This window comes from Burkholderiales bacterium, from assembly GCA_035518095.1.
GTDB lineage: Bacteria > Pseudomonadota > Gammaproteobacteria > Burkholderiales > JAHFRG01 > JAHFRG01.
In genome coordinates, this window is sequence record DATIXX010000010.1 from 94,536 (window position 1) to 116,382 (window position 21,847).

15 protein-coding genes are annotated in these 21,847 nt (G+C 52.6%); 2 read left to right on the forward strand and 13 right to left on the reverse strand.

The window, feature by feature from the left end; all coding sequences use genetic code 11:
* Positions 1-26 precede the first annotated feature (26 nt).
* Both VLV32_02585 and VLV32_02590 read left to right on the forward strand, forming a co-directional pair.
* Positions 27-653, forward strand: a complete 627-nt coding sequence (locus VLV32_02585) for a class I SAM-dependent methyltransferase (GenBank protein ID HUL40784.1) — start codon at positions 27-29, stop codon at positions 651-653.
* Between the two features lie 75 nt (positions 654-728).
* Complete coding sequence (locus VLV32_02590) at positions 729-2,276, forward strand: hypothetical protein (protein HUL40785.1); 1,548 nt, start codon at positions 729-731, stop codon at positions 2,274-2,276.
* Between the two features lie 40 nt (positions 2,277-2,316).
* Here the strand turns inward: VLV32_02590 and VLV32_02595 are convergent, their stop codons facing one another.
* The 13 genes from VLV32_02595 to VLV32_02655 all read right to left on the reverse strand — a co-directional run.
* Positions 2,317-4,212 carry a hypothetical protein gene (locus tag VLV32_02595; GenBank protein HUL40786.1) on the reverse strand — a complete coding sequence of 632 codons (1,896 nt, stop codon included), beginning with the start codon at positions 4,210-4,212 and terminating at the stop codon, positions 2,317-2,319.
* Between the two features lie 53 nt (positions 4,213-4,265).
* Complete coding sequence (locus VLV32_02600; GenBank protein HUL40787.1) at positions 4,266-5,135, reverse strand: glycosyltransferase family 2 protein; 870 nt, start codon at positions 5,133-5,135, stop codon at positions 4,266-4,268.
* A gap of 35 nt (positions 5,136-5,170) precedes the next feature.
* Complete coding sequence (locus VLV32_02605) at positions 5,171-7,138, reverse strand: hypothetical protein (GenBank protein HUL40788.1); 1,968 nt, start codon at positions 7,136-7,138, stop codon at positions 5,171-5,173.
* A gap of 99 nt (positions 7,139-7,237) precedes the next feature.
* Entirely contained in the window at positions 7,238-7,678 is a 441-nt protein-coding gene (locus VLV32_02610) for a pilin (GenBank protein ID HUL40789.1), read from the reverse strand.
* A gap of 161 nt (positions 7,679-7,839) precedes the next feature.
* Positions 7,840-9,525 carry an HD domain-containing phosphohydrolase gene (locus tag VLV32_02615; GenBank protein HUL40790.1) on the reverse strand — a complete coding sequence of 562 codons (1,686 nt, stop codon included), beginning with the start codon at positions 9,523-9,525 and terminating at the stop codon, positions 7,840-7,842.
* A gap of 5 nt (positions 9,526-9,530) precedes the next feature.
* Positions 9,531-11,900, reverse strand: a complete 2,370-nt coding sequence (locus VLV32_02620) for a GspE/PulE family protein (protein ID HUL40791.1) — start codon at positions 11,898-11,900, stop codon at positions 9,531-9,533.
* A gap of 38 nt (positions 11,901-11,938) precedes the next feature.
* On the reverse strand, positions 11,939-12,253 hold the full coding sequence (locus tag VLV32_02625) for a hypothetical protein (protein HUL40792.1): 315 nt from the start codon (positions 12,251-12,253) through the stop codon (positions 11,939-11,941).
* Between the two features lie 95 nt (positions 12,254-12,348).
* Positions 12,349-14,610: an adenylate/guanylate cyclase domain-containing protein gene (locus tag VLV32_02630; protein HUL40793.1), complete on the reverse strand. Its 2,262-nt coding sequence runs from the start codon at positions 14,608-14,610 to the stop codon at positions 12,349-12,351.
* Positions 14,611-14,829: 219 nt separating this feature from the next.
* On the reverse strand, positions 14,830-16,098 hold the full coding sequence (locus tag VLV32_02635) for an FHA domain-containing protein (GenBank protein HUL40794.1): 1,269 nt from the start codon (positions 16,096-16,098) through the stop codon (positions 14,830-14,832).
* A gap of 7 nt (positions 16,099-16,105) precedes the next feature.
* Positions 16,106-16,966 carry a Stp1/IreP family PP2C-type Ser/Thr phosphatase gene (locus VLV32_02640; protein ID HUL40795.1) on the reverse strand — a complete coding sequence of 287 codons (861 nt, stop codon included), beginning with the start codon at positions 16,964-16,966 and terminating at the stop codon, positions 16,106-16,108.
* A complete protein-coding gene (locus VLV32_02645; protein HUL40796.1) occupies positions 16,953-19,520 on the reverse strand; it encodes a serine/threonine-protein kinase in 2,568 nt (855 codons plus the stop codon). Before VLV32_02645 ends, VLV32_02640 begins: the two co-directional genes overlap by 14 nt.
* A gap of 422 nt (positions 19,521-19,942) precedes the next feature.
* Positions 19,943-21,457 carry a tripartite tricarboxylate transporter permease gene (locus tag VLV32_02650; protein HUL40797.1) on the reverse strand — a complete coding sequence of 505 codons (1,515 nt, stop codon included), beginning with the start codon at positions 21,455-21,457 and terminating at the stop codon, positions 19,943-19,945.
* A gap of 106 nt (positions 21,458-21,563) precedes the next feature.
* Positions 21,564-21,847 (reverse strand): tripartite tricarboxylate transporter TctB family protein (locus VLV32_02655; protein ID HUL40798.1); only part of this gene is annotated, 284 nt, incomplete at its 5' end.

Genomic DNA, 21,847 nt, shown 5'->3' on the forward strand with positions numbered 1-21,847 from the left:
CTATCGACAAAAATTACCGCCGCCAGATGGAAAGTATCTACCGCGGCCTAATGCAGAGCGCGGCGCCTGGCGAATATGACGAAAACGCCCTGCCATCGTATACCCATCCCAACCAGCTCATGGCCTGGCTATTTTGGAAGAGGATCGACACCGCCCTGAGCTTGATGGGTGGACTATCCGGAAAAACCGTTCTCGACTTTGGCTGCGGCGGCGCGGTAACCTTCAAATACCTAGACCAAAGGCATTGCAGGATCGTTGGTTGTGATGAAAATGTGTTGCTGGCGCGGCGTGTCCGCGACGCATTGCAAGTCAACGCCGATCTCTATCAAGTTCTATCGGCGGTAGGCGGGCTTAAATTCGATTACATTCTCGCATTGGATGTGCTGGAACATATTGAAAATAGCTCCACTCTGATTGACAAATTTAAAGTTCTGCTTCAACCGAAAGGCAAGGTTATTTTATCGGGACCGACTGAAAATTTCTGGTACAAGGCGGGGCGTAAGCTGGCGGGCTTCAGTGGCCATTATCACGTTAAGAATATCTACCAGATCGAGCGAGAATTTGCAGGGCAGGGATTCAGTGCAGAAATAATTCGCACTCTCTATTACCCTATTCCACTTTTCAGGGTGAGCCGGTGGGGCATTGGTTTATGAAACTGCGATTCCGAAACTTCATGTATAGGATTTCCTGTCAACAGGCTAACATAACAATAGAAAGGGCAGAAACCAATGCACTGGAAACTTGAGACGCTCTTGTTGACAGCGGGCTTTGTCGCATTATCAGCCATGTATATCGCGCTGGGTTGGTCGCATGAACTTTCCAGCGCCGGAGGAGACAGCGCCGGATACATGCTTGCGGCACAATATTTTTCACCTTTTCAACCGCATTCCGCGATACTCACCGAATACAGCAAGCAAATCATTTATCCACCGCTTTTTCCCTGGATTCTTGCCCTAACAGGGGGCGGGGAAAGCGTCCTGGTCGCGCATTTGGTGGTCATGATCTTTTTACTGCTTGCCGTGTTGGTTCTGTTTTTTTGGCTACGGCAAGAATCGCTTTCCGTATGGCTGAGCGCCGCGGTCAGCCTGATCTTTGCTTTAAGGGTCAACACCTATCTGCTTTCGCTCGATATTTGGACCGAAAACCCATATATTTTCTTCAGCCTGTTGGCTATCCTTGGAGTCAGTCTCGCCACGCGGAAAGAGAATCACAACTGGTTTTGGCTTGCAGCATTTGCCATAGCTTGTGCAACCTTGGTTCGCGTTGCCGCCCTCTCGATTCTAGTGGCTTTTTGGTTGTTTCTTTTGGCCCATAGGCCGAAGAATTTTCTTTATTTGATGGTGGCGTCCGCTCTTCCATTCGTATTGTGGGCCGTGATTAGTGCTTCCACGCAAGTAGGGATTTCGGGCTACACACATTCCTGGCTGAAGGTATATCTAACAACTCCACTGGTTCCGCTTATTCTTCACCAGCTTCAAAAAGGATTGGCGGCCGCGTACTTAACGTGGCAATTCGGGTGGCTTGGTACCAGTCAACCGTCAGCCTTGGTTATTGTCGTTGCAGTTTTCGGTGTACTTTGTATTGCTGGCTGGTTATACCGCTTGAGATTCCTCAAATTTGACGCGATTTATCTTGCCATTTATTTAGGCATGGTATTCGCGTGGCCCAATCCCGAGCCGTTGCGCTACTTTTATGTAGCGACACCGGTTTTCGTCGCTCAAGGTTTCCTGCTATTAAGCGACGTCACGCGAAGCAGACTGCGAATAGGGGATCCCAGATCGATTGGAATGGGTTTGGCGATCATTCTCATACTGACTCTGTTGCCCACCTTTGTTATCAACGGCCGTTATTTTCTGGAGCCCGTTCCACCCGAGATAACAGCCGGCAAGCATATTGCTGAGTGGTTTGATGACAATCGAAAAATTGCGGTCGTCAGCGCGTATTTTCATGTCCGTCTGCTCCAGCACCTCAAAGAAATCAGCGCCCTCGTTCCGGAAAACGAATGCATATTCGCAATCAAACCGACGCTTGTGACGTTTTACTCCAGGCGGTCCAGCTACGGCCCGCCAAAGGTTGACGTGAGCGACCAAGAGTTCTGGCAGCGCATGGAAAAATGTCACTACGCTTATTTTCTGCCTTTTGAAAGCCCCACGTATGGAGCGTCGTTTTACCCTCTTTCACGGCTCGGCAAAAAAGCAAAGATCATATCGATAAAACAATTAGGCTTAAACGACAAACTGCCCCCGGTGGGAGTACTGGCTAAAATAGAAGAATAATACCGAGGCGCAGCAATGGCGCAGTTTCCTTGGAGTCTTGTCAAAGGCTGCGAATATTGGTCCGAATCCTATCAATGACGGCTGAAAAATCCTGATGGTTTCTCTTGGCCACTGCCTGCGCGTGCGCGAAATACCTTTCTGCTCTTGCCTTATCTTGGGCCTGGATTAGCCACTCGGTCGCGAGGAATAAGGGCGCAGCATTCGAGTCGTAAGCCTGAAATGCTGCGTCCAGCGCGGCTAACGCGGCTTGGGAATTTCCTGCCTTATGCAAATAATGCGCTTTGTACATCCACAGCGATTGGACGCTTCTGTTGTTGATGACGTGGGCGACTAAAGCTTGATCGAGGATCCGAAGATACTCATCGCCGGAGAAAGCGCATTTGTCGTCCAAGCCCAGATTGGCCAGTTCGATCAAGCCCTGCACTTCGTAAGTTGTGATCTTGCTGTCAGTTTGAAACGTAATCTTTTTGAGTTGTGCTGGAGAAAGCTGACCGCTTTCACGGCAGGAAATATAAGCGCGCTGCAACTCAAAACCCGGGCCCACAAGGCCGGCGAGCGCCGCTCTCGCCGCATTGAACTTTGCGCCTTCCGTGTAATCGCTGGCCAAAGTAATTCGCAGCCGTGGCGAATCGGGATGAACCAATGCAATCTGGGCAAACATTTTCTGGTGGCTACTCCACATATTCACATATCCGACAGTTACCGCACAGGTTGCGCCGATCGCCGCCACAGCCAACGTTGCAAGTACAAAGCGCGCGGCGAACAGTCCGGCCAGCGAACATGCGGTCAGAATAATGCCGTATATCGCGAGATAATTCCGGTGCTCGAACATCAATTCCAGAGGAAAAAAACTCGATTCCAGTAGGTGCGCCGCGAAAAAAAAGAAAATTCCGAATGCCGCAATGCTGCTAACGGCGCGAAGTAGCCAACCAAGGTATAGCAATGCCAGCAGCGCGAACAGGGAGAATGCTGTAGTTGGCGGAGACCACAGCGCTGTGGAAATCGCAAAATCGTCATGCAGAAACCCAAGATTGCCCTGGTGCGGAAGCAACATCTCGTAAAGATAATAAACGAGCACGCGAAACTGGGTGATCACCCTTTCATAAAGTGTAAAATTGCGTACCTCGTAGCCGTGTCGCACCAATTGGTCAAAATGACTAATTACGAAAGCGCTACCCACCGCAGCCGGCACGAACAATCCCACTACAAAACACGCAGCGAGAAATCGCTGGACCGTACGTTCGCCTTTGAAGCCAAAAAACAAAGCCTCCAGCAAAAGCGCGTAAACTGGAAACAGCAGTCCGGTTTCCTTGCTGAACGCGGCGAGGGGGAAACATACGACAAATGACAAAATAATCCAGATCCGTCCATGCGGCTGACCGGTCAACTGCCTCTCCCGACCCACGAAATAGGCCAATAGTCCGGTCAAGCTAAACAGCGCGGACAACTGTGTCATCCTTTGCACTGTGTACAGAACCGTGCTTACTTGCAGCGGATGAAGCAGCCACAGTGCGGCAACGACGAGCGCCCAGTAGTGCGGTTCTCCACGCCAGCCTCTAGCCCGCAAGGCAAATATGCGCGCACTTAGCGCAAACACTATCGCTCCACAAAGCAAATGGATGGCGAGATTGGTGAATTTCCACCACCAAAAATTTGTTCCGCTCACGGCCGCGTTGACAAGGAAACTCAACATGGCCACCGGGCGTCCCAGGACGCCGCTTTTGCTTACTGCGGCGTTCTGCCATGCAGCGGCGCCAACGCTATCAAGTATCGGGTCTAGCTGAGGATAGTCATCCAGCACCAGCGGCCCGGATAGGCCTGGAAGATAAATAACGAAGGTCAACAGCAATACCACGCAAAAAATCACGTTGGCCGCAAAAGCCGGCCCTACTGTCCTGTTCAGATTGAAGCTGAGAATGGTGGGCCGTTCTGCCACTTTTAATTCGCGGTCAGCAGTATCCGCCGGGTCGCGGCAAAACTTCGATCACGTTATTTGGGTTCACTATCTTTATAATGCAGCATCGTTACCTGTTCCGAAACCAGCCCGATGAGAAAAATCAAAACCGAGGTGATGAAAAGCAGCCCGCTCATGTTGGTAAAGCGGTGGATGGTGAGGAACGTGTACAGGTAGTAACCCAATCCAATCATAAAAAACATCAGGCTTACCGGGAAAAACAGGCGCAGCGGCGAATAAAGCGTGCCGATTTTAAAGATAATGAGCAGAAATCGCGCGCCATCGCGCAGCAAACGGATATGGCTTTTGCCGACGCGCTTCTGCGCCACGATGGGCACATACGCTACCGGGAACCCGGCTCGGAAAAAACTCATGGTGACCGTCGTGGGATAAGAAAATCCGTTCGGCAGAAGGTAAAGGAATCTGCGGAATTTGTCTGCACTAACCACTCTGAATCCGCAAGTCAGATCTTCGATCTTCTGCCCCACCATCCAGCTCGCCAACCTGTTATAAAACGAATTGGCAAAAGCGCGGTGCGCACCGGCGTGCGAGTCGTAGGTGCGGGCGGCCACCACCATTTCATATCCCTCTCCGAGCTTTTGCAACAAGCGTGGAATATCTCGCGGCTGATGCTGGCCATCGGCATCCATGAAAATCAAAACCTCGCCCCTCGCTGCCCTAGCCCCTGACTTTACCGCAGCCCCATTGCCCATGCTATAGGGCTGGGAAATCAAGCGCACACCATTGTTCTGGCACACCGCCACCGTTTGATCGGTAGACCCGTCGTCAATGACGATTATTTCCTCGTCCGAAAATAATTCGTGCAACTTCGGTAGCAGCTGTTGCAATGATGCCGCCTCATTTTTTGCCGGAAGAACGATACTGAAACGGGTTTTTTCTGCCATATCTGCCCCTTGTTTTCTAGCGAAAGCCACGATCGCTAATGCTTTACCCGGGCGGTAGTCGCTGACCGGGCGGCTTTTTGTAGCTTGCGTACCTGCTGTTCCCATTCATCAATTCCACTTCGGTACAGCCACCGCGTCAATGGGTTGCGTTCGTTCGCTTCCCGCGCTTTCTGCACATAGCGCAAAGCGTCATCGTACAACCCGGCGCTGGCGAGCCATTTCATTTGCAGCAATGCAAAGTCGGCCGTTGGCTCAATCGCGTAGGCTTTGTCCATGGTTTCCATGGCCGGATTGAGCAGGCCCGCAGTTGCGTACAGTCTTGCCTGCAAGGCATATAGATTTTTGCGCGCCAAGTAGTAGCGGGGATTTGCAAGCAGCGCGTCCATACATTGCTGCAATTCCTGGTAGTTTAGCCGCTGGCACTGGTTCTTTTCGCGAAGCATAACTATTTCTTCCATTCTGCCTACTGGCACAGTGGAATAGGCGCTGATTTTCAGCGTGTCAACAACGGTGCGCATGTTCGGCATTGGTAAATCCCTATCAGTGCACGTCAGCCGCATCCAGTGCATGTACCCGCTTGCATCGCGTGGATGCAATTCGATCATACGCTTGAAAACCTTCAACGCTTCATCGTCTTTTTTCTCAACTATCCACACTCCTGCCAGGTACTCCTGCGCCCGGCTGGAAAGCGGTCTTTCGGCCGCCCATGTAATTGCTTGCCGATAAGGGTTGGCCCAAAGCAAGCTTTCATTCCAGGTAATAGTAACAATTAACCCCAGCATGATCACCCCTAAAAAGGGTACCAGACGCCGCAAATTTCCGTGCAGCCCAGTGGCGTAGAATGTCGCGGCAAACACAGGGCCCAACATGGACAAATAGTTTCGATGCTCGTAATAAAGCTCAAGCGGGATAAAAGTGGACTCGAGCAGATGGCCGGCGAAGAACCACAACACGCCGAAACTGAAAGCGGGCTGGCGTTTTCGGTATTTGATCGCCGCGCCGATCAACCCGACCACGACCAGCAACGCCGGCAGCGTGGACAGGGGCTTAAGCAGGCTCCTCGAAACAGGATAATCGTCAAACAGCAAACCGAATGCGCGCGGATGCGGCAGGAAAATTTTTGCAATGTAGTCAACCAGGACGCGTGGTTCAGTCAGCAAACGCTCGCCGAGAGTAAAATCGCGAAGCGTGTAACCGGCGAGAATTTTCTCGTGATTTAGCAGAAGGTAGGCTGCGAGCGAGAGTAGTGGCATAAACAAAAATACCGCGGCCCACGGTCGCCAATGCTTGGGCTTGGAAAGTGAGGACAACAGGGTCGCTTCCAGAACCCATATGTAAATCACCAGCAGAATTCCGCTTTCCTTGCTCAATGTGGCGAACGCGCCTCCTAACACCACTCCTGCCGAAAGCCACAGGTAGCCCAAGCCGTCCTCGCCTCGCAATAACCGCTCTCTGCCATGGAAATAAGCGAGCAGCCCGGCCAGAGTAAATAACGTACTCAACTCGGTCATGCGTTGCACGACATACAGAACGGTCGATACCTGCATCGGATGCAGCAGCCAGGCACCCGTAGTGGTGAGAGCGATCGCCAGTGTGCGGCTGCGCGGCCAGCCTACAATTTTGCCGAGTCTCAGAAGAAACCAGCAAAGCAGGCAGCCGTTCATCACGTGTAGCGACAGATTGACGTACTTGAACGCGCGCGCATCACCGGGCCAGTCGGCGTGTTGCAGAGCAAAGCTGAGCAGCGCAACCGGGCGTCCCAACGCTCCGGAAAACCCGCCCAACACATATTCCGCAATTTGCTTCCAGCTAGCCGGTTCCCCGATCTCAGTTAGTCCCCGCAAATTCGGGTAATCATCGAGCAGAAATCCGCCATTCAAGCCGGGGAAATAAATCAAAAAAACGCAGCCGAGAATCAACAGGAAAATCGCGGCCGCTAGTATTTCGTGCTTTTGCGCAGCGCCTGAATTATCTGCTGCCGCTAAAATGCCGGAGATTTTCAATATCGTTGACCAAATGACCCGTAAAAAGCCGCTATTCTACGGTAAGTGAAAATAAAAAACCCGCCCAAAAGCAGGGCGGGTTTTTAAGACCAGTTACTATTAACGGCAAGCTGAAGGACGGTATTTCGATAGAATCGTCGAATTAGCCCCCGTGTTGCTGCACGTCCAGGTTTTACCACCATCGCCGGTTTCTAACATCAGGGTTCCGCCAGCGACCAGTTTGCTAGCAGTGGTTCTCATAGTCGCCATGATTTGCAGCACGCCCGTCGAACCTTGGGCCGTAAGCTGTTGCACACCCTGAACATATTTGCCGATGGTATTGCCCATGACCGAAGAAGTTGACGTCGGCCATACACCCTTGTCGGAAAACCACTCGGCGTACGGCGTTTTGCCGCCGGACATCAGTTCGACCGCTTCAGACACTTGGGCGCGTGCCGTATAGTCCTGATAAGCCGGAATCGCGACCGCAGCCAATATGCCAATGATCGCTACCACGATCATCAACTCGATTAACGTAAACCCCATTTGTAAATGTTTCATGAAAATAGCTCCCCAAAAAAATTGCGAATAAAGTAAAGACAGCGTATTGCAGCTATGACTGGAGCAAGTCACATGCCAACCTATCTGTACAAAATACCGTTTAAAATCAACGGACTTCTTTGCATTCGGCAGCGAGATCAGGCATAAACTGCCGTATTTTGTCAGCTTTCGGAATTGGGCCGACCCGAATCCGGTCGTTTGGAGTATCCAGGGATTTTCGACTCGTCCACATCGTCGATTTGCTCTGGATCGAGGAACTGCTTGGCGTACGCGAGATAAACTTTGTCCCGGACGAATACATCAAACAAATCAGGATCAATATGCCCATCGATTTTGAGCCTGCCTAGGATATTAAGAGATTCGGTAAGTGTTTTTCCTATTTTGTACGGCCGATCCTTGGCGGTGAGTGCCTCGAAGATGTCGGCAATGCCTATGATGCGCGCTTGCACTGACATGTCTTCGCGCTTTAACCCGCGCGGATAACCCTTGCCATCCACGCGCTCATGATGCCCACCAGCGAATTCCGGCACCTTGCGCAGATGCTTCGGCCATGGCAGCGCTTCCAGCATTTTGATGGTGACCACGACGTGGTTGTTGATAATTTCACGCTCTTTTTCGTTCAGCGTGCCTCTGGCGATGCTCAGGTTTTCTGATTCGTCATCGGTAAGAAATTTCTTCCGCTTGCCGTCGATGCCAACCCAGCGATAGCTGGCAATCTCTCTTACCCGTTGCAGCACCTCCTCATTCACAAATTCGCCGCCGATGTTGGTTTTGCGCAAGAACTCGCGATCTTGATTCAGCTGTTTGATGCGGCTGCGATATTTGGCCTCAAGTTTGGCGATGCCACGACGATCTTTTCCCAGCCGCTGCTTTGACTTCAGCATACTGACTTCGGCATCACGTTTTAGAACTTCGAACCGAGTGTCTATTAGGTTAATGCGGTCGTAGATGGTCTCCAGCTTGGTGGCTTTGTCCACGACATGGACCGGCGTTGTCACTTTTCCACAGTCATGCAAGAGGCCAGCGATTTCGAGTTCGTAGCGGTCTTTTTCATTCATGTGAAAGTCCTTGAGGGGACCGATTTTAGTGTTGTTCACCGCTTCCGCAATCATCATGGTCAGCACCGGAACCCGCGCGCAGTGCCCCCCGGTATAGGGCGACTTTTCGTCGATCGCGGTATTGATTAGGCGAATAAACGATTCAAACAGATCTTCGAGCTGGCTGATCAACAACCGGTTGGTAAGCGCGATCGCGGCCTGAGACGCCAGCGATTCGCCCAACTGTTCATCGGTCGCTGAAAACGCGATGATTTCTCCGCTCTCGCGGTCTTTGGCGTTAATGAGCTGCAATACCCCGATGATCTCTTTCTCATGATTCTTCATCGGGATCGTTAGAAATGACTTCGAGCGATACCCGGTTTTCTTATCGAAATTCTTGGTGCCGGTAAAATCGAAGCCACGCTCGGTATAGGCGTCGGCGATGTTGATCGTTTGATCATGCAACACCGCATAGGCCACCACCATGGAATTGTTGGGTTTGCCAGTTTCGTCGTACAGCGCGATCGGGTTAAACGGAATTGCTTCGCCGGTGGTGCCCCCCATGGCGATATTAAGGGAATCAGTGCGGATAATTTCGAATTTCAGGTTGCGATCGTCCACCATTCGGTACAGCGTGCCGCCATCGGCGTTGACGATATTCTTCGCAGCAATCAGTATGTTTTCCAGCAGACGATTGATGTCCTTTTCCTTGGACAACGACGCACCGACGCGGTTTAGATCTTCCAGCCGCTGCAGCAAATCACCAGAAGTGAGCACCTGTATCCTATGCGATTCCTGTGCTTGTCGCATGTTCGTTATTTAATGCAAACTGCGCGGACTTGATGAATATTAGTAATGCCTTGCAAAACCTTTTCTATCCCGTCCTGCTTCAGGGTGCGCATCCCATCGTCCAGCGCTGTAGCAAACATTTGTGCAACATGCGCGTGCTCCTGAATATCTTTCTTTATGGCATCGGTCCCAACCAGCATTTCGTGCAGGCCGACACGACCCTTGTAGCCGGTGTTGTTGCAAACTTCGCACCCCACCGGTTGATAAAGGGTGAACTGCCCTTTCTCATTGCCAAAGGATTTCACCCAATCTTTGTATACCTGCTCGTAGGCGCCCTTCGCGTCCTTCTTCCATTGAGCGGTATTCTTGAGCTCCTCACAGTATTCTGCGAGCAGCGCTTTTATTTCGTCCTGATTGGGGACATAAGCTTGCTTGCATTTGCTACATAAGCGCTTAGCCAGGCGTTGCGCGAGCACGCCCAACAACGCGTCGGAAAAGTTGAACGGGTCCATCCCCATATCCAGCAAGCGGATGATGGACTCCGGCGCACTGTTGGTGTGCAACGTGGCAAACACCAAGTGGCCGGTAAGCGAGGCCTCAATGCCGATGGAAACGGTTTCCTTGTCACGCATCTCACCTACCATGATCACATCCGGGTCGCAGCGTAAGAAAGAGCGCATAGCGACCGCAAACGTAAGCCCGGCCTTGACATTCATTTGCACCTGACGCAAACCTCTCTGGGTGATTTCCACCGGATCTTCCGCCGTCCAGATCTTGGTTTCCGGGGTGTTGATGTAGCCCAGCACCGAGTGCAAGGTGGTGGTTTTACCCGAACCGGTGGGGCCGCACACAAAAAATAATCCGTAAGGCTTGGAGATCACCTGTTTCAGTGTCTCCAGATTATGGGCGCTCAGGCCCAGTTTTTCCAATGGGATCGGCTCGCCCGCACCGAGAATCCGCATCACTATGTCTTCCACGCCGCCCTGTGACGGTATCGTCGCGACCCGCAATTCAATATCCAGCGGACCGAATTTCTTGAATTTGATCTTGCCGTCCTGCGGTTTTCTTTTTTCCGAGATGTCAAGATCGCACATGATTTTTAACCGCGTCACTAAAGCGCTACGGTAACTCGCTGGAATTTCAATGTACGGCACCAGCGTGCCGTCTTTGCGGAAACGGATTTCTGTCTTGGCTTTTCCGGGATAAGGTTCAATGTGAATGTCCGAAGCGCCTTGATGGTAGGCGTCCACGATGATCTTGTTGACCAGCTTTACCAGCTCGTTGTCTGCGGCTGCAGAAACATCATCCGCCCCCGCGCCTTCCCCCTCGAGCTCCTCGTCCAGGCCCGACAGCAGTTCGCCCACCGAAGAGGCATCCATTCCGCCAGCTCCGAACAACAAATCCAAAGTGCTTATAAACTCGCGGTTGGTACATACCCGGTAAATTAACTTATGCTTCGGGAACACGTTATTCGCGACGCGTGATCCCTTGATGCGTTCGGGATCAGTGGTAAGAATTATCAACCCATCCTTGTTTTCCTCTATCGGGACCCACAAGCTACTTTGCACGAAGTCGCGTTTCAGATTTTTCAGTAAGTCCGCAGGCTTAATTCGGTCGGCGCGAAAGGGTTCGTAGGGCACTTGATAGAATTTCGACAACGATTGCCCTAACGAAGGGAGCTTAACCTGGAATTCGTCAATTAAAATGTCTTCGATGTCGAGGTTTTTCCGGCGCGCCGACCGCGTTGCAAGTTCAAATTCTTCCGCCGAAATCACCGCGTCCGCAACCAGGTAATCATATTTCGTCCGCACCATATGTTGCGGTTGCTGGCGCTGCTTGAGGGCTATGGCAAGGGTTTCGCAAATAAAAGTCACGCCTTCTTCCATCACCGGCGCAAATGGTGTTCCTCCCCTGTTATTGATGATCTGCACCACGCCGATTGTCTCATTGCTGCTTGCGTCAATCACCGGCGCCACCAGCATCTGTTTGGTGCGATACCCTGTGCGCTTATCGACCTCTTTGAGGAAACTCAATTGTGGACTCAGCGCCCTTAATTCATTGTCGTCGTAAACATCCCTGATATTGACCAGCTTTTTGCTCATCGCCACGAAACCGGCAATGCTTTGTTCGTTGATGGGCAGTTTCAGGTCCTTGAATGAATTGAGTCCGGTTTTAACCTTGGAAATTATTGAAGTCTTATCATCGGCCACGGTATAGATGGTGAGACGGTCTGCATTGAACAGAGAGCAGATGTCCTGGCTTACCTCGAGCATGATTTCATCAATGTTGTAGGCAGCATGAATCTTGTTGGTGACCGCCTGTAACTTTTTTGTGAAATTCAGCTTCTCGGTAAGGACATCCTTAGTTGCCGGTTGTGCCTGAAACACCGTACTCATGGCCAAAACCTCATTTCTACAAGGTGAAATATACCGGATTAAAACACAAATATCCGGTTGTGTCGCAGCATTTTCTGGCAGTAATTCGAGATCTCTTGCGCCGTCAGTTTGGCGTGCACGGATATCGCACTGCTGTGCGTCCATCCAGCCATTTCCATCAATAAAGTGTTGCCGCCGACAATGTGAAGACGCCATCGACTAACGCAGACTTGATTGATCCAGGTGAGCTCCTGGAAACCGAGTCCGCCCGCATCAGTGTCTACATCAATCAGGATATCATTATCCTGGAGCATTGAGGCGTAACGCAAGTGGCTGCCGATTGTGAATGCGCATACCAATATCTTGCCTTTCATGAGTCGTGCGATTGCTGCAGCTGCACGCAAGATTCATTCCCACTGATTTGGCTCTAGCGCAAATGCTGAACCACATGATTGATACACTAGAAAGCTCATTTGGTTTCATACACCCAAACGCCTGTCCACCCTGGCTTGGGCGGATTCGTGCGAAGTTTCTTGATGCGCTCCAGAAACAGCTGATACAGGTGGGCAGTGGGTGCCATTTTCCGCAGATTAATCAGTTGCAGTTCCGCCAGGTCCCAGTTCTGCGCGCGATAAAGTTTCAACACCCTCTGAAACAGCGTCAGTTCATCCAGCACCACCTCGTCCACTTGTCCCTCATACCCTAGCGGCTCGTAAATGAGTACCGGTTCGTCCTTGCCCTTTACTCTCACTTGATCGAGTTCACGGTACACAATGCCGGAGACCACGTCCTTGGTCATTTCACTCACGATAATGTCTGCACCATATTCCTTGCAGAGCCCCTCCAGCCTCGAAGCCAGGTTCACGGAATCGCCCATAACGGTGTAGGCTTTGCGTACCGCTGAACCCATGTCGCCCACTACCATGACGCCGGTGTTGATGCCCACGCCGAGCCTGATTTCCGGCCAACCGCGGGCCTTGAACTGCTCGCGCAACTGCCGCGCGGTAGCTTGCATTTCCAGGGCGCTGATCACTGCATTGCGAGGGTGATCCGGGTCGTTTACCGGCGCACCCCAAAACGCCATAATGGCGTCGCCGATATATTTGTCCAGCGTGCCGCGGTGTGCACGGATAATATGCGTCATCGTGGTTAGATACTCATTGACGAACGCAGCTAGTTCTTTAGGCTCAAGACCCTCGGAAATCGAGGTGAAGTCGCGCACGTCCGAAAATAGCACGGACAACTCCTGGCTTTTGCCCTCCATGCTGTAACGCTTCGGATCCTCGCTCATTTTATCCACCAGTTCCGGTGGAACATATTGTCCGAACAGATCCGCGAACTGCCGCTTGATCCGTGATTCCTTAAAATAGCCGTAGGACATGTTGAGCGCGAACAGCCCAAGAATCAGCAACAACACGCTTGCCATCGGCAACACGAGGTTGCCGTAATGCCAGGCCACGATGTTGGTGGTGAGCACAAACAGCAGAACAATCAGAGTGAAAAGTCCCCATCTTATTGGACTGAGTAAAGGCATCAACAACGTCAACCCTATCCCTGCGAAAACCAGCAAAACCACTTCGGCGCCGCGCACATAAGGTGGTTTTTCCTTGATATTTCCATCCAGCATTCCAGCGATCAAGTTGGCATGGATTTCAACTCCGGGAAAGGCTCTACCGACCGGTGTCGATCGCAAATCCTTGAGCCCGGGCGCAGTGGTGCCGATCAGCACTATCTTATCCTTGAGTTCGGCGGGATCCAGCCTGTCATTTAGCACGTCCGTAGCCGATACATACTTGAAACTGCCCTGCCTTCCGCGGTATGGCACCAGAGCCGCAACATTCTCATCCACCGGAATTCGGAGCGGCCCCACCTTCAAGAATTCAAGCCTGGAAAAGTCTTTTGCCCCAAGACCCATTCGTAGAAGCGGATCAGTTGCATAACCCGGTTCGACCTTGGGAAACCCCAGCAAAGCACGTACCATAGCAAGTGATAGCGGTTCATAATAGGCGTCTTTGTACTTGGCAAGCATCGGTACACGTCTGTTGACCCCGTCAGCTGCATCGTAAATCGGGTTGATATGGCCAGCACCACTTGCGGCTTGTTGCAGCTCGCTGAGGTTTGCCCCATAGCCATCCCATGTGACAAATTGAACCCCTTTGCCTGGAAAGGATCCTGCGGGTAGCACAGGGGACGGGAGCGTGTTGACTGCTACGTACTTGCCCGCGACTTCTTCATTCGTAAAGTAGTAGCCTAACAGTACTGGGTGCTTTTTCAGGCTTGCGGCAAATATCTGGTCGTATTCGAGTTGCGGCCGCACCCGTGCGAGCGCGGCCTGAAACTGAGGATCGTCCTTAAACTGCTTTTGCGACAAGTCCTCCAAAACCAACAGTCCGGAGCTTTCGTCTTTGTCCGCGAACACCATGTCAAAACCTGCAATCGCAGCGCTATAACGGTCAAACAGCTTGTCCACAAGGAGTGCGAGGCGGTTGCGGCTCCACGGCCAGCGTCCTTCTTCTGCCAAGCTCTTTTCATCGATGTCCACGATGACGATGCGGTTGTCAACGGTACCGGGCATGGTGAACCGCAGGCGGGCGTCGTAAATGATTGAATCGAGCTGCTCCAAGAATGTGAACTGGTAAATCTTTGCCGCATGACCTATGAAAACCAGCGTGATTACCAAGCCTAAGACAATGCGAACCGGATTTTTTTTAAAGTCCAACAAGCGACCCACCCTTGTTAGCGGCCAAGAAAAGGAAGGCCTGAGTGACGCGAGGTGAAAGAATCAAAGAAACAGCAATCAAATGGAAGGCGGTACGGCTGAGCCCTTGACGCCCAAATGCCCACTGTCCGCCGTGAGCGGGTTCCAAATGCTGCGTCGTTACTTAACGCGGCGGCATTCCGCTGCGTTGCACTCATCTGCCCCCTTTTGTTTGACCTGTAACGGCTCAGGCTATTTTAGAAAGAACTCCATTTTGATTCCCCCGAGCTCGATGATGTCGTGATCGTTCAAGGGGTGTGCTTGGGCATCGAGAGCTTTTCCGTTAAGCAGTGGAAACGTCGCACCTTCTACATGGGTAATGAAGTAGCCTTGCGGCCGGCGCGTGATTACTGCGACCTGCACGCCCGGTTTGCCCAAGGTGGTCAGACTTTTGGTCAAATCCAGTTCCTTGCCGGCGCTGGGACCCGTTAGTATCTGGATCGCTCCAAGGCGAGCCGATTTAACATCTGCTGGCGTTGAAGGTTTTCGCTCTGCTGTCGCCACAGCCGGTTTAGGCGCAGACGGCTTGAGTTTGGCTTCGACGGGCTTAGCTTCTGCCGGTTTGGCTTCCGGCACCGGTTTTACATCTACAGCGGGTTTCAGCTCAGATGGCTTGATTCTCAGTTCAGCGCCCGGTCTCGACTCAGTTACCTGTTTCGCCTCAGTCGCCGGTCTCATCTCGGTGGCTGATTTCATTTCCGCGGCCGGTCTTGCTTCGACGAGCGGTTTCATCTCGGTTGCTGGTCTTAGCTCGTTTGCCAAACTTGTGCCGGCCGCCGGTTTCACCTCGGTAGCTGGTTTTGCCTCGGCTGCCAATCTTGTGCCGGCAGCCAGTTTCACTTCGGTCGGGGCCTTGCTTTCGGTTGCCGATTTCGCCTCAACCGATGGCTCCAGCTGATTCGCCGTCTGTCTGCGCTCAACCGGCTTCGTCTCAGCAGCATGTTTCACGGCAAATGCAGCGTTAGGAATGGTGTCAGGTGGTTGTGGCTGTAATTGCGGTTGCGGTGGCAGTTGCGGTTGTGTTTGCGTTTGCGACTGCGACTGCGGTTGCGGTTGCGGTTGCAACTGCTCCGCAGGCTGCAAATTTTGCGGCAACCCTTCGGCTGTCTTTAGGCCGGGTTTGGGGTGTATCACCACAGTTTTTTCATAATTGCCCCCAGCCACCTGGCTTGGCTGTTCACTAATGAATTTGAGCTTATACTTGCCAAGCTCAATGATGTCATTGTTTTGCAGGAAATGCTTTTTCACCATGTTGCCGTTCACTAGGGTACCGTTCGTGCTGCCCAGGTCTTCCAGGAACGAATCATTGAGTATGGTGACGATGACTGCGTGCTCGCCGCTCACTGCTAGATTGTCAATCTGGATATCATTGCTAGGTTTGCGGCCAATAGTAGTCCGCTCCTTGCTGAGGGTAATCTCCCTCAAAACCAAGTTGTCCATGCTCAGAATTAACTTAGCCATAATATTCTCACACCGTAGCTAACCTGAACCATGATGATATCCGGCTTATCCAGTCCGCACCAGCGGGAAGATGGCGTAATACACGCACCAAAATTACCGATACGTTGTCGCGCCCGCCATTATCGTTGGCCATTTGCACCAATTGGCTGGATGCAAGCGGCAAATTGGCTTGCAGGCTTGAAAGCGTAAGTTGAATTTCGTCGTCTTCCACCATATCACTCAATCCGTCAGAGCAAACCAGGTACAGATCGCCCACTTCCACTTCGTACGTATGAATCTCGGGCTCGACTTCGGGGTCAATTCCCAAGGCGCGCGTCACTAGATTTTTGTTCAGCGAGAACTTTGCCATTTCCTCGGTAATCATGCCGGAGTCAATTTGTTCCTGCAACAGCGAGTGATCCCGGGTAATCTGTTTAAATTCATCCCGGCGCAAACGGTACAGACGCGAATCGCCGAGATGCGCCACGCTTAGATGTTTATCATAAAACAATCCGATCACGAGGGTAGTCCCCATTCCGGCATATTGCGGCTGACTCTTCGCCGCCTGATATATCGACGCGTTGGCCCCCGCAATCTGCTCTCTCAATATTTTTACTGCCAGCGTCTCGCCGCTCTCTGGCTCGATACTGCCGGGTTCGGCACTTTCCAGAATTTGCTTCAAGCTGGTGCCGAGCATGGCAGTGGCGATGCCGCTTGCCACTTCACCGGCATTATACCCGCCCATGCCGTCGGCGAGGATAACATATCCGCTTGTGGCGTCCACCGCGAGACTGTCCTCATTGTGCGACCGCACCATCCCCGGGTCGGTCGCGGTAGCAATTTCCAGAGCCTTGCTCAGGTCCACGAACGCCCTTTCAAACGCCGACATTCACGATTTCCTGATTTGCCATGCACTGCTTAAGCGCTTGCGCCATTTCCGCACCCGTTTGATAGCGTTCTTCCACTTGCTTTGCAAGTGCCTTGTTGATGATGGCGATCAGACATTCAGGCAAATCGGGATTAATGCCACGGATATCGGCAGGCGGCTCGTTGGCAATCTTAAACATGAGCTGCGCCATGGAATCCCCCTCGAATGGTAATCGTCCGCAGGTCAACTGATATAGACTCACCCCTAACGAGAACAAATCAGAGCGGCCATCTATTTTTTTCCCTGCCAATTGCTCCGGCGACATGTAAGAGGGGGTCCCGAGAACCATGCCGGTTTTTGTCTTGCTGGAATCGGTTATGCGGGCGATGCCGAAGTCGGTCACCTTTAACGTGTCGGTTTCAGGCTCATACATCATATTCGCCGGCTTAACGTCGCGGTGAACAACGTTATGCGCGTGCGCATAAGATAAAGCATCGGCTACCCGGGCTACGATGCTCAACACCTTGGAAAGCGGCAGCAGGTTATCCGCCTTGGTGTGAGACACCAGGTCCGTGCCTTGCAAGAACTCCATTGCGATATACGCCAGGTCGTGTTCCTCCCCGGCATCGAATATGGTGACAATATTCGGATGGTTGAGGCGTCCCGCTGTTTCCGCCTCGCGGAAAAAACGTGCTTTTACCTCTTGCAATTCGTCGGCGCCGAACTCCTGCGACAATGCTAAGGTCTTGATCGCGACAACCCGGCTGATTTTCGGATCCTTGCCCAAATATACGACACCCATCGCCCCCTTGCCCAACTCTTTTTCCACCTGATACCGGCCCAGCATCGGTTTTTCCACCCGTCCGCCTTCAACAATCAGCGCACCGCCGGGATGGCTGGCGCCTGCGCCACCAAAAATCACCGTTTCCGACATCTGCTTAGCACGCGCAAGTTTGTGTTCCAGATCTTTGTAACTCGGTTTGTATTCGCTCATGTGTCGATATACCGATTCCGCCTTGTTGAATTGGCGTTTGCGCTCGAAATCGAGCCCCAGGTTATATAAAAGGTCCATGACGCCGTCGTCGAGCCGAAGTTTGCGGAATTTGTCGAAAGCAATGTCGAGTTGGCCCTGGCCCTGAAATGCGAGCCCTAGCATGCGGTTCGACTCCGCAGACTCGGCTTCGGACCTCTCCTTGCCCCTTTCAGTCAGTAGGAAGCGCTTGGTCGTGAGCACTAAATGGCCAACCAAAAGCAAAGTCGCCGGCAGCATAAGCTTTACCCAGATCGTCTTGCCTACCATAAGCCCGAACTGCGTGCCGAGCAGGGCGGCTAGCAAAGAAAAGGTGACGAATGCCGCGGTTCCGGCCTTCAGTCTCGGGAGCAGCAAAACGAGGTAAAGCGCGATCAACAGGTATGCAGTCCGCTCCGCCCAGGGGCCCCAACGCGGCACGACAAAAAAGTCTTCCTGGAGAATGCTCGATACCGAGTGCGCAAGGGTCAGCACTGGCGCCATGGCCGGCGAGATTGGAGTTACTTGCATAGCTCCGACGCCGGCAGCGGTAGCACCGATCAGCACGATTTTGTCGCGGTACTTGTCAGCCGGAATCTTGCCGGCATAAACATCATAAAACGAATCCACCGGAAATGCGGGTCGGTTGTCCCGATCTTTGTAAAAGTAGATGTACATCTGCAAATTTGGGTCGGTAGCAATTTTCAGGTTGCCAAGTTTGACCCCCTCTCCCAAGCGTACCTCGATGTCGCTCGGCTGGAGGTTAAGGCTTTTCGCTGCCAGCATCAAGGACAGGGACGGAAAATACTTGTCGTAATAACTCAGCACTAACGGTTCAGTGCGGATACCGCCGTCAACATCGGGACTTGCATTTAGATGCCCTATGCCTACGGCATTCTCGCCGAACTCGGCGAGAGGGGCGATCAGTATATTCGTAGTAGGCAAAGGAAGCAGGTCATCAGATGCTTCGGCGACGTTTCCCTCGATATTCGAAAGCTGATTGTTGGCAATAAACTCGGGCAGCGGATGGTCGGGTTTGCCCATCGGCTCGCCAATCTGAAACAGCATGGCAAGCAGCACATTGTTCGCCTGTTGTATGCTTTCTTCAAGCTTGCGATCGGTGTTGAGATTCTGTTCTGCTTCCTTGAGTACATCCCCAATCTGGGAAACCGCCTGTCGCGCTGTCGGATCCTCGAGATTCTTTAGACCCGAATTTGCGTATAGCTGCGTGAGCTTGTTGATGTAATTGAGCCCAGGATCAACTTGGGGCTCAGAAAAAAAAACGGTGTAGCCGATGACTTTGGCCTTGGCACCCGCAAGCAGGTCTATCATCTTGGCGTGTACCTCGCGCGACCACGGCCAGCGTCCGATATTTTCTATGCTGCGGTCATCGATAGCGATTACCGCGACCTTTGAGCTCGGAATGCGTGACGTTGCCTGGACCCCGAGATCATAAGCCTTGCGCTCCAGGCTTTGAATCAAATCGCCGCCGCCCATCAAAAATAACACGATGGCAACGATCAGCACGAGGAACCAATCGGCTTTCCAGAATGCGCTTTTTTTCATCCCTGGACTATAGTCTTATTTTTTGTAAGTGAACTTCTAAATTTTATTTTGCACATTTTATGATATTCATTTGTAAAGTATACGTTTTTTTATCATCAGGCCCGAGGACGAGCAGGCAAAGAGGAATAGATTTACCAATTTTTGAAACAGTTATCGACACCGTGGAATAAATCGGATAACGATAAAGCTTAATAGAATCAAACACTAAAACAGAAAATCTGCAATCAAGCCGAGTCGTGAGTTATATTGAGCTTTGCGCCCGCAGCGAAGACAAAAAACGCACTGAGAGCGCAACTGCTTTTCCTCCGGAAAACCCGAGCGTTCAAGAAAAAGCGGTAAACACTTGGAACGAAGAAAGGGGAAGTTATCCACCGCCCGGTGCCGTGGAAATCGGCTTCCTTAGACTATCAGTTGATCCCACGCTACGAAAATGCGCCGGATCTCGCCGCAGCTTGTATTTTGCGCCACATCATCGAAATGAGAGGCCAGAACAGCATGAGCATGCTGAGCGCAGTGATGGTCCCGACCAGCCCGTTCGACCAGAAGATCGAAAGGTCACCTTGCGACCCGATCATCGCTTGGCGGAACGATCTCTCGGCATGGCCGCCCAGTACGATCGCCAGTACCATGGGCGCCAGCGGATAGTCCAGCTTCTTGAACAAGTAGCCGATAATGCCGAACATCACCATGAAGATAAGGTCGGCCTGCGCGTTCGACAGCGTATACGAGCCGATGGCGCAGACCACGATGATGATAGGCGCGATGATCGAGAACGGCACGCGCATGATCGACGCCCACAGCGGAACCGTCGATAACACGATCGCCAAACCCACTAGGTTGCCGAGATATATCGAGGCGATCAAGCCCCAGACGAAGTCCTTATGCTCGACGAACAGCAGCGGCCCCGGCTGCAGGCCCCAGATCAGCAGGCCGCCGAGCAGCACCGCAGCGGTCGGCGATCCGGGAATGCCGAGCGTAAGCATCGGCAGCAGCGCGCTAGTGCCGGCAGAATGTGCCGCGGTCTCGGGTGCCACCACGCCTTCCAGGACCCCGGTGCCGAATTTGTCGCCGTCAGGCGAAAAGCGCTTGGCCAAGCCATAGCTCATGAACGACGCCGGTGTCGCGCCGCCCGGCGTGACACCGAGCCAGATACCAACTGCCGTGCCGCGGATGATGGTGATCCAGTATTTCGGCAGCTTTTTCCAGGTCTGCCACACGACGAACGGGCTGATCTTGGCGCTGCGGCCCTCGAAATGTAATCCCTTCTCGATCGTCACCAGGATCTCGCCGATGCCGAACAGGCCGATGACCGCGATCAGGAAGTGAAAACCGGTCAGCAGCGTCTCGGTACCGAAAGTCAGACGTATACCCCCAGTGATTTCATCGGTGCCGACGCTGGCAAAGGCGAAGCCGAGCATCATGCTCGAGATGACCTTAGACGGCGATTGCCGACCCAGGCCCACGAAACTGCAGAACGTCAGCAAATAGACCGAGAAGTATTCGGGTGGACCAAAATCGAGCGCGAAATTGGCGACAATTGGCGCCAGGAAGGTGAGCACAATAGTGGCGATCAGCGCGCCGATGAATGACGAACTAAGCGAGGCCGTCAGTGCCTCGCCGGCGCGGCCCTGCTGGGCGAGCGGATAACCGTCGAAAGTGGTGGCCACCGACCATGGTTCGCCGGGGATGTTGAACAGGATGGCGCTGATACAGCCGCCAAACAGCGCGCCCCAGTAGATCGCCGCCAACATAATAATAGCCGTGGTGTTGGACATCGAGAATGTCAGCGGCAGCAGGATAGCGATACCGTTAGCGCCGCCGACCCCGGGCAGGAAGCCAAGCAGGACGCCGAACAGAATGCCTACGACCATGTAGCCCAGATTGGCGGGCGTCAACAGCACGTCGAAGCCGTGCAGCAACAAAAAGAAAGCGTCCAACTATGGCCTCTCCTTACATAACCGAGCGGATTGATTGCTCACCCACCCGCCATTTTGATTCTTGTCGTTTGCATGTTTTTGGTAACACGCCCCAACTAACCCCCCGTTAGTAGCCGAGCCAAGCCTCGAATGGCCCCTTCGGCAGCGGTACCAGAAACCAGATTTCGAAAATAATGAACAAGACGACCGGCACCAGGAGCGCCAGCGGAATTGTCTTATAGATCGGATAGCGGCCGTGCCAGGTCATAAAGAAGCCGATGAACAGGAACGTTGAGATGTAAATGCCGATGTAGATCGAAAGAATGACGAAAATGGTCATCGGAATGAGGACCTGCAGCACCATTATCAGCTCGCCGCGTGCGATGAACTTGCCGCCGCCGTTGCGCCGCC

Bases quoted from the DNA above. Each gene is read 5' to 3' on its own strand.
- VLV32_02615 (HUL40790.1), bottom strand. From the start codon at position 9,525: ATGCGACAAGCACAGGAATCGCATAGGATACAGGTGCTCACTTCTGGT.
- VLV32_02625 (HUL40792.1), bottom strand. From the start codon at position 12,253: ATGAAAGGCAAGATATTGGTATGCGCATTCACAATCGGCAGCCACTTG.
- VLV32_02590 (HUL40785.1), top strand. From the start codon at position 729: ATGCACTGGAAACTTGAGACGCTCTTGTTGACAGCGGGCTTTGTCGCA.
- VLV32_02610 (HUL40789.1), bottom strand. From the start codon at position 7,678: ATGAAACATTTACAAATGGGGTTTACGTTAATCGAGTTGATGATCGTG.
- VLV32_02600 (HUL40787.1), bottom strand. From the start codon at position 5,135: ATGGCAGAAAAAACCCGTTTCAGTATCGTTCTTCCGGCAAAAAATGAG.
- VLV32_02635 (HUL40794.1), bottom strand. From the start codon at position 16,098: ATGGCTAAGTTAATTCTGAGCATGGACAACTTGGTTTTGAGGGAGATT.
- VLV32_02620 (HUL40791.1), bottom strand. From the start codon at position 11,900: ATGAGTACGGTGTTTCAGGCACAACCGGCAACTAAGGATGTCCTTACC.
- VLV32_02585 (HUL40784.1), top strand. From the start codon at position 27: ATGGAAAGTATCTACCGCGGCCTAATGCAGAGCGCGGCGCCTGGCGAA.
- VLV32_02640 (HUL40795.1), bottom strand. From the start codon at position 16,966: ATGTCGGCGTTTGAAAGGGCGTTCGTGGACCTGAGCAAGGCTCTGGAA.
- VLV32_02645 (HUL40796.1), bottom strand. From the start codon at position 19,520: ATGAAAAAAAGCGCATTCTGGAAAGCCGATTGGTTCCTCGTGCTGATC.